Annotated in this window: 11 protein-coding genes; 8 read left to right on the top strand and 3 right to left on the bottom strand. The window is 70.4% G+C overall.

Annotated features, from left to right (window positions below; translation table 11 throughout):
• Positions 1-283: hypothetical protein (locus I0C86_RS32500; protein WP_196205129.1), on the top strand; the 283-nt coding region annotated here is incomplete at its 5' end.
• A 110-nt stretch (positions 284-393) separates the two neighbouring features.
• Here I0C86_RS32500 and I0C86_RS32495 read toward each other — a convergent pair.
• Positions 394-1,131 (bottom strand): DsbA family oxidoreductase, encoded by a 738-nt coding sequence (locus I0C86_RS32495; RefSeq protein WP_196205128.1) that lies wholly within the window; start codon positions 1,129-1,131, stop codon positions 394-396.
• A 92-nt stretch (positions 1,132-1,223) separates the two neighbouring features.
• Between I0C86_RS32495 and I0C86_RS32490 the strand changes: the two genes are divergently transcribed.
• Positions 1,224-1,655: a winged helix-turn-helix transcriptional regulator gene (locus I0C86_RS32490; protein WP_196205127.1), complete on the top strand. Its 432-nt coding sequence runs from the start codon at positions 1,224-1,226 to the stop codon at positions 1,653-1,655.
• Positions 1,656-1,778: 123 nt separating this feature from the next.
• Here I0C86_RS32490 and I0C86_RS32485 read toward each other — a convergent pair whose 3' ends face one another.
• On the bottom strand, positions 1,779-2,543 hold the full coding sequence (locus I0C86_RS32485; protein ID WP_323373976.1) for a class I SAM-dependent methyltransferase: 765 nt from the start codon (positions 2,541-2,543) through the stop codon (positions 1,779-1,781).
• A 176-nt stretch (positions 2,544-2,719) separates the two neighbouring features.
• Between I0C86_RS32485 and I0C86_RS32480 the strand changes: the two genes are divergently transcribed.
• Positions 2,720-3,319, top strand: coding sequence for a TetR/AcrR family transcriptional regulator (locus I0C86_RS32480; RefSeq protein ID WP_196205125.1), 600 nt, complete (start codon positions 2,720-2,722; stop codon positions 3,317-3,319).
• A 48-nt stretch (positions 3,320-3,367) separates the two neighbouring features.
• On the opposite strand, the gene I0C86_RS32475 is transcribed toward I0C86_RS32480, so the two are convergent.
• Positions 3,368-4,225: an AraC family transcriptional regulator gene (locus I0C86_RS32475; RefSeq protein ID WP_196205124.1), complete on the bottom strand. Its 858-nt coding sequence runs from the start codon at positions 4,223-4,225 to the stop codon at positions 3,368-3,370.
• Between the two features lie 117 nt (positions 4,226-4,342).
• On the opposite strand from I0C86_RS32475, the gene I0C86_RS32470 reads away from it, so the two are divergent.
• From I0C86_RS32470 to I0C86_RS32450, 5 genes are all read left to right on the top strand, one after another.
• Entirely contained in the window at positions 4,343-5,758 is a 1,416-nt protein-coding gene (locus I0C86_RS32470) for a pyridoxal phosphate-dependent decarboxylase family protein (RefSeq protein WP_196205123.1), read from the top strand.
• 304 nt (positions 5,759-6,062) lie between these two features.
• Positions 6,063-8,105 (top strand): outer membrane protein assembly factor BamB family protein, encoded by a 2,043-nt coding sequence (locus I0C86_RS32465; RefSeq protein ID WP_196205122.1) that lies wholly within the window; start codon positions 6,063-6,065, stop codon positions 8,103-8,105.
• Positions 8,106-8,384: 279 nt separating this feature from the next.
• Positions 8,385-10,676: a PQQ-like beta-propeller repeat protein gene (locus tag I0C86_RS32460; RefSeq protein WP_196205121.1), complete on the top strand. Its 2,292-nt coding sequence runs from the start codon at positions 8,385-8,387 to the stop codon at positions 10,674-10,676.
• Positions 10,677-10,877: 201 nt separating this feature from the next.
• Complete coding sequence (locus I0C86_RS32455) at positions 10,878-12,119, top strand: ABC transporter substrate-binding protein (RefSeq protein ID WP_196205120.1); 1,242 nt, start codon at positions 10,878-10,880, stop codon at positions 12,117-12,119.
• A 41-nt stretch (positions 12,120-12,160) separates the two neighbouring features.
• Positions 12,161-13,060, top strand: coding sequence for a carbohydrate ABC transporter permease (locus I0C86_RS32450; RefSeq protein WP_196205119.1), 900 nt, complete (start codon positions 12,161-12,163; stop codon positions 13,058-13,060).
• Positions 13,061-13,104: the final 44 nt, after the last annotated feature.

The raw sequence follows: 13,104 nt of genomic DNA, 5'->3' as shown, positions 1-13,104 counted from the left end.
GTGCGGAGGCGGCAGCACCATCGCGACCTCGTGGCCACAGGCCGCGGCGTTCGCGATGGTGCTGCCGCCTCCGCACGATCCGTCCCGGGGGTCCTGCACCGCGAGCCGCATCGGTGCGCAGATCCGGCTCGACTGCCTGATCCGGACCGCGGACACCACCCTCTGGGTCGCCTGCTCCGGCGGGTTCGTCGAGATCCGCCACCTTCCGGTGGGCGGGATCACGGCGCAGGGTACCTGTCCGCAGTACGGCGGGTACGCGCTCACCGCGACCTCCAACCGCTGATCCCAGGCCGGCGGCCCGGTACGCCGTGCGCGGATCCGCCGCACGGCGTACCGGCCGGGCCCTGGGCCGCTGTGACGGGAAGACTCCGCCGTCCCGGCCCGGGGGGAGCGTCAGGTGGTACTGGGCTCGGGCGCCAGGCAGCCGTCCGGGGCGCACCGACCCTCGGTGCCGCCGCCGACGACCGGCAGCGGCTGCGGTGTGGGGTGGCCTTCGGTCCAGGCCCTGGTGATCACCGCGAGCAGCTCGTCGGTGCCGATGGCGCCGGGCACGGCGAGCCGGCCGTCGAACACGAGGAACGGCGCGCCGTGGGCGCCGAGGCGCTGGGCCTCGCGCTGGTCGGCCGCCACGCGGGCTCGGTAACGACGGCTGTGCAGGGCCTCGGCGGCCCCGTCGGGGTCCAGGTCGACGTCGGCGGCGAAGCCGAGGACCTCCTCGGTGGTCCACAGCTTGCGGGCCTGCCCGAAGTGTGCGCGGAACATCGCCGTCCAGATCTCGTTGCCCCGGCCCTGCTCGGTGGCGTAGGCAAGCAGCTCGTGGGCCAGGTCGGTCGGGCCGAGCGTGCGGTCGACCGCACGGTACGGCGTCAGGCCCTCCGCCTCGGCGGCCCGTTCGATCGGCCGCAGGATCCGGTCCACGGTCGTGACCGGTGCCCCGGCCATCTCGATCAGCTTCCGCTGGCTGACGCCAGTACGGGGCAGGTCGGGGTGGAGCGGGAAGGACCGGTGGACCACCTGTATCTGGTCGCCGTGCCGGAACCGGCTCACGGCCAGGTGCAGCCGGTGGTCCATCAGTCCGCAGTACGGGCAGATGATGTCCGACCAGAACTCGATCTTCATTTCGTCCCCCATTTCTTACTCCCTGTTCGTAACCAAATCATGCATTAGAATCAGGGACCCACAAAAGGCACATTCATGTGCGTGGCGGACGGAGAACGGCGGGCATGGGAACAGAGGATCTCCGGCGGGCGCGAACCAACGTCCGGGCGAACGTCCGGCGGGTGCCGGGACCGTGCGCGCAATGGAAGGACGAAGACGCCGACTTCATCCGCGAGGTTCTGGACCTCGTCGGCGACAAGTGGAGCGTGCTGATCATCGGTACACTCGCCGACGGCCCCATCCGCTACTCCCACCTGGCCGACGCGATTCCCGGAATCTCCCAGCGCATGCTGACGCTGACCCTCAAACACCTCCAGCGCACCGGGCTCATCAACCGGACCTCCTATCCGGAAGTCCCGCCCCGGGTCGAGTACGCCCTCACCGAACTCGGCACCTCGCTGCTGTCCACCGTTCTGGCCCTGGCGGCCTGGTCCGCCGACCACCACGCGGAGATCCGCCGCCGCCAGGCCGCGTACGACAGGGACACCGGAGGGTAGGAACGCGGTCCGTCCGGATCACCGAACGACGCGGACAGGCGGTGGAAGCGCGGTCCACCAGCCGTAGCGAGACGACCGAGCCGTCGTCCCGGGAGTCGCCACCCGTGGTTCGGTGAATCCGGCTCAGGCGGTGCTGGCCCGGATCGCGGTGACCGCTGTCGTGGTGTAGCCCGCCGTGAAACCGCCACCTATCGCGTCGACGGCGGCACCGATCTCCGCCAGCACCTCCGCCAGCCTGGCCGGCGGGATCCGGGTGAGGCAGCCCTGCGTCGGCAACACGTCCAGCCACTCGTCGCGGGTGTAGCTCCGCTCCCAGTCGAATCGCCACCGCTCCGGTGTGCCGAACGCGCCCGCCTGCCGCATCCCGTCGGCCGCCCTGTCGGCCAGCACCGAATACCCGTCCGAACCGCTCGCCGCCCATTGGCGGGCAAGGGGCGAGTCGGGCATCATCCGGCGGTAGATCGCGGCGACGGCCGTCGCCAGTTCGGGTGGCGGTTGCTCGACGTTCCAGAACACCGCGACCCGGCCACCGGGCCGCAGCACCTCGGCCGCCTTCGCCGCGCCGATGACCGGATCCACCCAGTGCCAGGTCTGCCCGGAGACGACCGCGTCGAAGGTACGGCCGGCGGGCTCCCAGGCCTCGAACGTCGCCACCTCGACCTCCAACCCGCGCTGCCGCGCCCACTCGACCATCCGGCTGTCGGGTTCGACGCCGAGCACCGTGCAGCCGGCGGCGTGGAACTGCCGGGCCACTATGCCGGTGCCGAGGCCGACGTCGAGTACGTCGCGACCGGGGCTGCTGGCGGTGATCCGCTGCACCAGGGCGTCGGGGTAGCGGGGTCGGGTGCGGTCGTAGCGTTCGGGATCCGAGCCGAACGACTCTGCCACCTGTCGATGGTGATGAGGCTCGGGTTCGGGAAGCGGCGCTTCCGTCGACGGTATAGTGGGCATGCGCCCACCATAGTGGGCGAGCGCCCACTCATCAACCGGTTGGGCTGGACCGACGGGCTCGTCAGAGATGGCCTCGACCGAGACGGCCTCGACGAGCGGCAGGGGGAGACACGGTGCCGACAGGGGTGGCGATCCGCGACGTCCGCGAGCAACTCTTCGACGCCGCCGAACGGGTCCTGCTGCGGGACGGACCGAGCGGGCTGACCAGCCGGGCCGTCACCACGGAGGCGGGCTGTGCCAAGGGCGTCCTGCACCGGCACTTCGACGACTTCGACGCCTTCCTCGCCGAGTTCGTGCTCGACCGCATCGACCGGATGGACGCCCAGGCCGCCGCCCTGGTCGAGTCCGCCGGAACCGGCACCGTCGTCGACAACCTCGCCGACGCGCTGACGGCCCTGTTCGGCTCGGTCGCGGTGGCGATGGTCGCCCTGGTCACGTTCCGGGACGAGCTGCGCGCCCGGCTGCGTGAGGCCTGGCCGGCCGGCGTACCGGTTCTGACGGAAGCCGTGGGCATGATCGCCTCGTACCTCACCGCCGAGCGGAACCTGGGCCGGATCGCGGCGGACGCCGACGTCGACATGCTCGCGCCCACCCTGATCGGAGCCGGGCACCTGCTGTTCGCCGACCGGAACGGCACGCGGCCGGGGGCCGATGCCGTTCGGAAGATGGTCGCCGGCGTCATCGCCGGTGTCGTGCGAGAACCGCTGCCGTGAACGGTCCACCGGCAGCACCGCACCGCCGAGCCCGGTTGCCGGGCGTCGTCAGGTGGCGTCCCTGACGTACCGGCCGGGAGGAAGGCCGACGATGCGCTTGAAGTGCCGGGTCAGGTGCGCCTGGTCGTAGAACCCCGCCTCGGCGGCGACCTCGACGATCGGCAGCCCCGCCCGGAGCAGAGCCTTGGCACGCCGTACCCGGGCCTGGGTCTGGTACGCGTGGGGTGTCATCCCCACCGCCGCCCGGAAGACGCGACACAGGTGGAAGGCGCTGACCTCGGCGTTCCTGGCCAGCGCTGCCAGCGTCACGTTCTCGTCGAGGTGTTCCCGCAGGTACTCCTTGCTGAGCAGGACCGCCCGGCGTTCCCGGCCGGGCGGCCTGGGAGTCCGTGGGGGTACCGCGTGGCGCGCAACCAGTAGGACGAGCGCCTCGACGAGCTGCGTCTCCCGTTCGAGCATGCTCGACAAGGGTGGCTCCGACAGTCGGTGGAACCGGCGTAGCCGTGCGGCCAGCTCCCGGTCCCGCACGACATCGCCGCCGAACTCCGGCCCACGGGACCGGTAGCCGGGGAACTCCGCCGCAATCCTGCGCATGAGATCCGGCCCCGGATACAGGGCCCGGTACGTCCAGGACCTTTCCGCGGGCGAACCGCCGGCGTGCGCCTCCTCCGGGTTGAGCGCGATCAGGTCGCCGGGGCCGATGACGTGCGTGTCCCCCCGGTAGGTGGGCGTGGCGACGCCCTCCTCGGTGAGGGCGATGAAGAACTCCTCGTGCGCGTGCGGTCGGAAGGCGAATTCGCTGAGGGTGGCCCGGAGAAGCTCCAGGCCGCCGAGTTCCGCGACCCACCACATCCGGGCCCGGTCGGCGTCCGGTGGGTTCCCCGAGGGCTCCGAGGCGCTCGTCACGGATCAAGCGTAGTCCGGAGCGTTCAGGCGTGGTGGGGAGCAATCCCGTCCAAGACCGGCGCTCCGGGTCCGCCATAGGGTCCGGTGACACCGCCGACCAGTGTGGAGGAATCACAGATGGAAGCGCATACCAGCGGCGCATCCCGACCGCCGGGCGCCGTGCCTGCCGAACTGTTCGTCCGTACGGCGGAGATCGCGGTGAAGTGGCTCGACTCGCTCGACCACCGGCCGGTGGCCGCGTCGGCAACCCTCGACGAACTGCGCTCCAGACTCGGTGGCCCACTTCCGGTAGGCCCCGTCGATCCCATGATGGTGGTGGAGGATCTGGCTCGTGCGGCCGAGCCGGGGCTGGTCGCGATGCCCTCGGGTCGCTACTTCGGCTTTGTGATCGGCGGAGGCCTGCCGGCGGCCGTCGCGGCCGACTGGCTCACCTCCGTCTGGGACCAGTGTCCCGGATTCTACGCGTGCGGTCCGGCGGCCTCGGTCGTCGAAGAAGTGACCGGCACCTGGCTCGCCGTGCTGCTCGGGCTGCCGGTGGAGGCGTCGTTCGCCTTCGTCACCGGATGTCAGACGGCCCACCTCACCGGCCTGGCCGCGGCGCGGCACCACGTCCTGGACGCGGTTGGCTGGGACGTCGAAGAACTGGGCCTGAGCGGATCGCCGCCCATCCGAGTTCTCGTCGGGGCACGACGGCACGTGAGCGTCGACCGTGCCCTGCGGTTCCTGGGCATCGGGAGAGCGTCCCTGCGGGTCGTTCCGGTCGATGGTTCCGGCCGGATCCAGGTGCCCCGACTGCGGCAGGAACTCGCCGGCACCGGTACGCCGACGATCGTCTGTGCCCAGGCAGGTGAGGTCAACAGCGGTGCCTTCGACGACCTCGACGACGTTGCCGACGCCGTGGCCGGCACCGGAGCGTGGCTGCACGTCGACGGGGCCTACGGACTGTGGGTCGCCGCCAGCCCGGCACTGCGCCATCTCGTCAGGGGCGTCGAGCGCGCCGATTCGTGGGCCTTCGACGCGCACAAGTGGCTGAACGTCCCGTACGACTCGGGCCTGGCCTTCTGCGCCCACCCGGCGTCGCACCGGGCCGCGATGACCGCCACCGCCGAATACCTGGTACAGGGCGGTCCGGGGCAACCACGGGACGCCATGGACTGGACGCCGGCCTTCTCGCGGCGGGCCCGGGGGTTCGCCGTCTACGCGGCGCTGCGGTCCCTCGGCCAACAGGGCGTCGCGGACCTGGTGGAGCGGAGCTGTGCGCACGCCCGGACGTTCGCCGACGGGCTGGCCAGCGTACCCGGCTGCGCGGTGCTGAACGAGGTCGTGGTCAACCAGGTGCTGTTCCGGTTCGCCGACGACCGGACGACCGACGCGATCCTCCGCCGGGTGGTCGACAGCGGGGAGGCATGGCTGAGCGGAACGACGGTCGACGGTCGACGGGCCATCCGACTGTCGGTCACCAACTGGCAGACGAGCGACAACGACATCACCCGCGCTCTCGACGCCTTCCGCACCGCCGCCGCCGAGATGTAAGGAAGGGCCCCTTCTTATACAGAAAACGATAAGAAGGGGCCCTTCCTTACCGGGCCGTTGACGTCGGTGGAGCGTCCACCTAGGCTAGTTACGGCCGTGGCCGTAATTGGATCGGTGTCTTGTGATGGTTGGTCCTGCCGTCCCGGAGCGGAGGTTGGGCAAACCAGTCTGGGCACGGCTTCTTCGAGGAAGAGGTGGGACAGGTTGTCATCGATCTCTTTCGAGATAGGTTGATTACGGTTCGCTCCGTTACCCCCCAACCGACGGTGCTACCGGCGGCCCGTAGCCAGGAAAGTAGGCGCCCATGCGCAGCACTCGTAGAGTCACCGGCCTGCTCACCGCGCTGGCGGTGGCGCTGACCATGTCCGGCGTACCGGCGGCCGAGGCGGCGACGTCGGCGACGTCGGCGGCGCCGACCGTCACCGTCGACCCCCTCGGCGTTCCGCTGCGCGACGTCCTGCTGATCGGCGGGACCGTGGCACCGGGCCCGACCGGCCGGCCGGTCCTCTGGTCGGCGGTGTCCGGCGAGCCGGCCCGGCTGGTGGCGATCGACCCGGGTACCGGACAGACCGTGTCCACCCAGGACCTCATCGGCGCCCCCGGCTCGTACGCGGTCGCCGCCGCCCCGGACGGCACGGTGTACGTCGGCGCGTACAACACCGGAGACCTGTACCGGCGGAAGCCGGGCCCGAACAGTCCGATCGAGAACCTCGGGCGGCCGCTGCCGTCCGAGACGTACATCTGGCGGCTCGCCGTCGACGAGCGCGGCATCGTCTACGGTGGCACCTTTCCCGGTGCGATGGTCTTCGCCTACGATCCCGCCACCGGTCGCACCCGGAACTACGGCCAGGTGCTTCCCGGGGCGCAGTACGTCCGGAGCCTCGCGGTCGGCGGTGGCAAGATCTACGCCGGCACCCAGCCGGACGCGCACCTCTTCGAGATCGACAAGGCCACCGGCACGCGCCGGGAGCTGCCACTACCCGCCGACGTCGGCGACGGCGTCGGTACGACCGTGTACGACCTCAACGTCCACGACGGCCGGGTGTACGCCCGGTTCGGCTCGGCCATCAACGGCGACCTCGGGGTGTACGACATCAGGCGTCGCAAGTGGACCGACCTGATCCCCGACGTGGCGGGGTTGGACGTGGCCGAGCCCGGGCCCGGTGGTCTCGTCTACTTCACCCGGGCCGGACAACTCGTCGGGTACCAGCCCAGAACCCGCAAGTTCACCGAGACCGGGCTGGCCTTCCCCGGCCGGGTGGTCAACAACCGGGGCATCGGATGGGTCAACCTCGCCGACCGGAAGTGGCCGGGGCGTACCCTGGTCGGGCTGCTCTGGCGGGGCGACATGTTCCGGTACAACCCGCTGACCGGCCGGTCGGAGGTGTTGCGCACCGACGTGCCCGGTGAGCCGATTCCCCTCGCGGCACTGCACGTCGGCGCGTCCGGCACCGTCTACGCCGGTGGCTACCTCAACGGTGGTCTCGCCCGGGTCGACATCGACACCGGCGCGTCGAACTTCCAGCGGTTCGCCCAGGTGGAGAGCGTGCTGGAGACCGGCGGCCAGGTCTACCTGGGTGCCTACCCCGACTCGCGCCTGTACCGGTACGACCCGGGCCAGCCGTGGAACTCTCCGGAGTACTCGCCCGCGCTGCCCGGCACCGCAGAGAATCCGGTGAAGTTGGTCGACCTGAAGTCCTACGACCAGGTGCGGGCGCGGGCGCTGACCGACGCCGGGAACAAGGTCGCCTACGGGACGATGCCGAACACGACGCTCGGCGGCGCGCTCGCCATCGTGGACAAGGCGACCGGGGCGTCGACGGTGCACCGGCCGGTGGTCACCGACTCGTCGATCGTTGCCCTGGCGTACGCCGGCGGGCTGATCGTCGGCGGTACCTCGATCGACGGCGGGTACAGCGTGCCGGCGCCGACCCAGACCGAGGCGCGCCTGTTCGGCTGGGACGCCGCGGCCGACGCCAAGGCGTTCGAGTTCGTTCCGGTGCCGGGTGCGAAGGCCGTACCGGCGCTCGTCGTCGACCGGTCGGGGCTGCTGTGGGGTCTGGCCGGCGGGCAGCTCTTCGCCGTCGACGTGGCCACCCGGTCGGTGGTGCAGCGGGTCCAGCTCGCGCCGGGCGTCTCCGACAGCCGGGGTCGGCTCGGCTACGACGCCGACGCCAACGTGCTGTACGCGCTGGTCGGCAACCATCTGCTGTTCCGGGTGGACCTCGCTACCGGCACCTCGACGCAGTTGCTGGACCACTCGGCGGAGTTCCTCGCGGTGCATCCGGACGGGCGGCTGTTGCTCGGCGACGGGCCGCAGTTGTACCGGGTGACCGTCTCCGGCTGAGCGCGGTACGCAGCGCCGACGGCCGGTGGCCCCTGTACGGGGCCCACCGGCCGTCGGCCGTTCGCCGTCGGGGTCGCCGCCCCGGTGCGGCGGTGGGCGGGGACCGGAAGCAGCGGACACCCATGGTTTCGGTCCGGGCGAAATCCACCTCCCCGTCCGGGAGTGATCCACAAGCCGATGGTCGGTGGCAAGTTCGGAGCGATTCACCATCGCCTATGGAATTTCGGCTGCGTCCGTAATAGGGTCTCCGGGCACCCGCCGGAACGAGGGAGGCAACTCGTGTCGTTGTCGCGTCGAATCGTCCTGCCCGCCACCGTCGCCCTGGCGGTCGCCGCCGCCGTACTGCCCGCCGGGGGAGTTCACGCCGCCGGCGTCCCCGTCCGGGTCGCGCCGGTCGGCGTCGACCCCGGAACCGTCACGGACTTCGGGGTGCAGCAGAGCGCCCTGACCGTCTTCGAAACCCACTATGGCACCGGGGCCGACGACCGTCGGGTCGCCTACGGCGTCCAGATGGGCTCGCCGGGCGTGCTCAGCGTGACCGATCCGGTGACCCGTGAACTGCTCGACACCGCGTACCTCCACGAATCCTCGGGCGCCTGGGGCGTCACCCAGGCCAGCGACGGCACGGTGTACGCCGGTACCTACCCCAACGCGCACGTCTACTCCTACGATCCCCGTACCCGGGTCACCACGGACCTGGGCGCGCCGGTCGCCGGGCAGGGCCTGCTGTACGGCCTCCGGCCCGGTACGGACGGCCGGATCTACGGCGGCACCTATCCGGACGGGCACGTCTTCTCGTACTCGCCGACGGAGGGGTTCCACGACTACGGCGCGATGTATCCCGGAGAGCAGTACGTCGTCGACACCGCCGTCGACGCCGCCCGGAACGTGCTGTGGGCGGCGATCGGCAGCCACGGCCACCTCATCCGGCTCGACCTGACGACGGGCGAGAAGCGGGACATCTGGCCGGAGGCGCTGCGCGGCGACGCGAGCTATCCGTACGACATCAACCTTGTCGGCGGCAAGATCTTCGTCAAGCGGAGCCAACAGCAGGCCCTCGTGCTCGACCCCGACAGCGGGGCGGTGCTGGCCGACGGTTTCACCATGAACTCGCGCGGCACCTCCACGCTCGCCCCGGACGGTCGGTCGGTCTACTTCACCTCCGGCAACGAGCTCTGGCGCTACGACCTGCCGACCGACACCTATGGTCCGGCCCCCGACGGTGCCGGTGCTCCGGTGGTCGGCGGCGGCGCGGGGATCGGGTTCGGCTTCGTGGCGGGCCGGTTGTACGCCACGATCGGCAACTACTCGGGTCAGGCGCTCTGGTACGACCCGGCCACCGGGGCGAGCGAGCGGTACCGGCTGCCGTTCCCGCCGCAGGCCCTGGACATCAACAACATCACTGCCGGCCCGGACGGCCGGGTCTACACGAACCTGTACATCAACGGCAACATGGCCGTGCTCGATCCGGCGACCGGGGTGGCGACGAACGTCGGACGGATCGGGCAGACCGACGGCTTCGGCTGGCACGACGGGCTGATGTACCAGGGCGTGTACCCGTACGGCGGGGTGCTGCAGTACGACCCGGCGCGGCCGTACCAGCTCGGCACCAATCCCCGTGAGCTGTTCCGGATGCAGCCGGACGGGCAGAACCGGCCGATCGCGTTCGCCTCGGCCGGCTCGAAACTCTTCATCGGCAGCACCCCGGACTACGGGCTCTGGGGTGGCGCGCTCACCGTGTACGACATCGCGACCGGCATCCGGACCACCCACCGGGACATCATCCCCGACCAGGCCGTCATCGCCCTGGCCGTGATCGGTGACCGACTCTGGGCCGGCAGCACGATCGGTGGCGGTGGGGGCACCGAGCCGAGGGCGACGGAGGCGAAGGTCTTCACCGTCGACCTGGCGACCGGCGAGAAGATCGCGGAGTACACGCCGGTGCCGGGTGCGTTCGCGATCAGCTCGGTCGCCCTGGGACCGGACGGCATGGTCTGGGGTCTGGCCGACGGTGAACTGTTCGTGCTCGATCCGGCGACCGGCGCCACCGTGCATCGTCGGGACGTGCCGGGCAACTACACCGGTGCGCACGACGAACTGGTCGTCAACCCCGCGGACGAGCACGTCTACGCCTCGCTCGACGGCTATCTGCTCCGGATCGACCCGCTCTCCAGGGCGGTCACGGTGCTCCGGGACTCGCAGACGTACCGGCTCACCCAGGACGGGCAGGGCAACCTGTGGTTCCGCAACGGGGTGAAGGCACCCAACGGGGCGGTGCAGTACGGCTCGAACCTGCTGCGCTACGTACCGGAGACGGACGGTTGCCGGGGCTCGGACCTGCGGCCCACGGTGCTGACCGGTGCCGTGGACTCCCGGGTGCGCAACCGGTACGGCGCGGACGGCTGTACGGTCAACGACCTGATCCGGGACGAGGCGACCTGGAACAGTCGGGCCGCCTTCCTGGTCCACGTCGTCCAGGTCACCGGCCAACTCGTCCGCGAGAAGACGATCACGGCGGCCGAGATGGGCGCGATCCTGGTGGCGGCGGCACGGTCCGGCGTCGGCGGGTAGCGCGTCGCGAGGGGGGCACCGGGGCCGGGCCGGACGAGTCGCTGTCCGGTCCGGCCCCGGTGTACGGCGGTTACGGCACTGTCCGATAAGGAAAATGGGCGCGGAAAGCCTGACGATGCGATATTTGATCTTCGCGCATCTAGTATCGGCCCGGACCGTAAGTTAACCTACTCGAACCAAGCTCACCTGGGAGGATGCGGGATGCGTGTTCGGAAGAGCCTGTCAGCCGTTGCGGTGGCGCTCGCCGCCGTGCTCGCGGCAACCGCGTGTGGAGGGTCCGGCTCCGGGGACTCGGACAAGAAGACCGTCACGATGTGGATGTATCCGGTGATCGCCGACGAGGCGAAGCACCGGGCCTTCTGGGACGAGACCGTCGCCGCCTTCAAGGCGCAACACCCCGACATCGAGGTGAAGACGGAGATCTTCCCATGGGCTAACCGTGACCAGGCGCTGGCCACCGCGATCGCCGGCAACAAGGGACCCGACGTCGTCTACCTCATCCCCGACCAGCTTCCGAAGTACGCCCGCAACATCGAGCCGGTCGACGCGTACCTGGACGACGCCGCGCGCGGCGACTACCTGGACAACGTCGTCACCTCCGTCACCATCGACGGCAAGATGATGGGCGCACCCGTCCTCACCAGCGCCGTGACGACGATCTGCAACAAGAAGGTCTTCGACGCCGTCGGCCAGACCGCGTATCCCGGGACCTGGAACGACATGCTCGACATGGCGCCGGCCTTCAAGGCCAAGGGCTACGACATGACCGCGTACGCCGGGGACGTGAAGAACACCCTCAACCAGACCTTCTATCCGCTGCTCTGGCAGGCCGGCGGCGAGGTGTTCAGCCCCGACGGCAAGTCGGCGGCGTTCAACAGCGACGCCGGCCGCAAGGCGCTCACCTTCGTCAAGCAACTCGTCGACGGCGGCTACCTCGACAAGAGCCTGCTCACCACCCTGCCGCCGGTCGAGCAGACCCGGATCGCCCAGAACAAGGTGGCCTGCGTCTGGCACATGGCGCCGCAGGAGGTGGAGAGCTTCTGGGGCAAGGAGAACATCAAGGTCCTTCCGCCGATGTCCGAGGCGAAACAGATCGGGTACGGCACCGTCGGCTCGCTCGCCATGCTCAGGGGCGCGGCGGACAAGGAGGCCGCCGGCAAGTGGATCGCGTTCGTCTCCGGCGCCGACATCGCCAAGAAGTACGACACCAGCGCCGGCTTCTTCGCCGCGAAGAAGTCCGCCGGCACGCTGTACACCGGCGATCCCGTCCTCGGCGAGCAGGAGAAGTACGTCGGCATGACCACCGTCGGGCCGCTGCACGAGAAGGCCCGGGACGTGATGGGCGTACTCGCTCCGGAGATCCAGGCGGCCCTGCTCGGCAAGAAGTCGGTCGACCAGGCCCTCAGCGACGCGGCCAAGGCAGCCGACCCGCTGCTCGGCTAGTCGGCGGAAGACGGGCCCGAACCGCGAGAAAGGTGCTGGAGATGGTCGCGCTGCCCGACTCCCGTCGTCGTCGCCCGCGCCGTCCCTCGGCGCGGGAGGCGGGAACGGCGCTGCTCTTCATCCTGCCGTGCCTGGCGCTCTTCGTCGTGTTCCGGTTCGGGCCCGCGATCGCCGGGGTGGTGCTCGGGTTCACCGACTACACGATCGGCGGCGACACCGGGTGGGTCGGGCTGGAGAACTTCCGCCGGCTCGTCGACGATCCCACCTTCTGGTCGGCGGTCCGGGTCACGGTGGTCTTCACCCTGCTCTCCGTACCGCTGTCGATGCTCGCCTCGTTGGGCATGGCGCTGCTGACCCGGCGGGCGTTCCGGGGCGCGAAGATCTTCCGGTCGATCTTCTTCCTGCCCGTCGTGACCAGCCTCGTCCTCGCCGGAGTGGTCTTCACCTGGGTGTTCTCCGAGGGCGGGCCGTGGTCGGGCCTGATGGGCGGCCTCGGCCTGCCGGCGGGGTCGTGGCTGGCCGACAGCGTCCTGGTGATACCCGCGCTCGTGTTCGTCTCGGTGTGGTCCCGGTTCGGGTACGGGATGCTGATCCTGCTCGCCCGGTTACAGGAGATCCCGGCCGAGTTGGAGGAGGCGGCACTCACCGACGGCGCGTCCGCCTGGCAGCGGTTCCGGTACGTGACCCTGCCCCAGTTGCGACCCGCGCTGTTCTTCGTGGCCATCATCGAGACCACCGTCTCCTTCCAGGTCTTCGACACCATCTACGTGATGACCGGGGGCGGCCCGGTGCGGGCCAGCTACACCCTCGTCTACCTGCTCTACGACCAGGGCTTCCGGTACTTCGACCTCGGCTATGCCAGCGCGATCGGGGTCGCGTTGTTCGTGATGACCGTCGTCGTGGCGCTGATCCAGCGCCTGACCCTGGGGAGGGACAAGTGACCGAAACCCTGGTGCCACCGGCCGCCGCGCCCGCCCCGTCGACC

The organism is Plantactinospora alkalitolerans (genome assembly GCF_015690345.1).
Taxonomy (GTDB): domain Bacteria; phylum Actinomycetota; class Actinomycetes; order Mycobacteriales; family Micromonosporaceae; genus Plantactinospora; species Plantactinospora alkalitolerans.
The sequence above is the reverse complement of the archived record's forward strand: the minus strand, read 5'-3'. Positions and strand labels throughout refer to the sequence as shown.

What these genes read in the sequence shown, in the direction of transcription:
- I0C86_RS32495 (WP_196205128.1), bottom strand. Translation starts at nt 1,131, where the DNA reads ATGGGGGACGAAATGAAGATCGAGTTCTGGTCGGACATCATCTGCCCG.
- I0C86_RS32490 (WP_196205127.1), top strand. Translation starts at nt 1,224, where the DNA reads ATGGGAACAGAGGATCTCCGGCGGGCGCGAACCAACGTCCGGGCGAAC.
- I0C86_RS32470 (WP_196205123.1), top strand. Translation starts at nt 4,343, where the DNA reads ATGGAAGCGCATACCAGCGGCGCATCCCGACCGCCGGGCGCCGTGCCT.
- I0C86_RS32465 (WP_196205122.1), top strand. Translation starts at nt 6,063, where the DNA reads ATGCGCAGCACTCGTAGAGTCACCGGCCTGCTCACCGCGCTGGCGGTG.
- I0C86_RS32455 (WP_196205120.1), top strand. Translation starts at nt 10,878, where the DNA reads ATGCGTGTTCGGAAGAGCCTGTCAGCCGTTGCGGTGGCGCTCGCCGCC.
- I0C86_RS32450 (WP_196205119.1), top strand. Translation starts at nt 12,161, where the DNA reads ATGGTCGCGCTGCCCGACTCCCGTCGTCGTCGCCCGCGCCGTCCCTCG.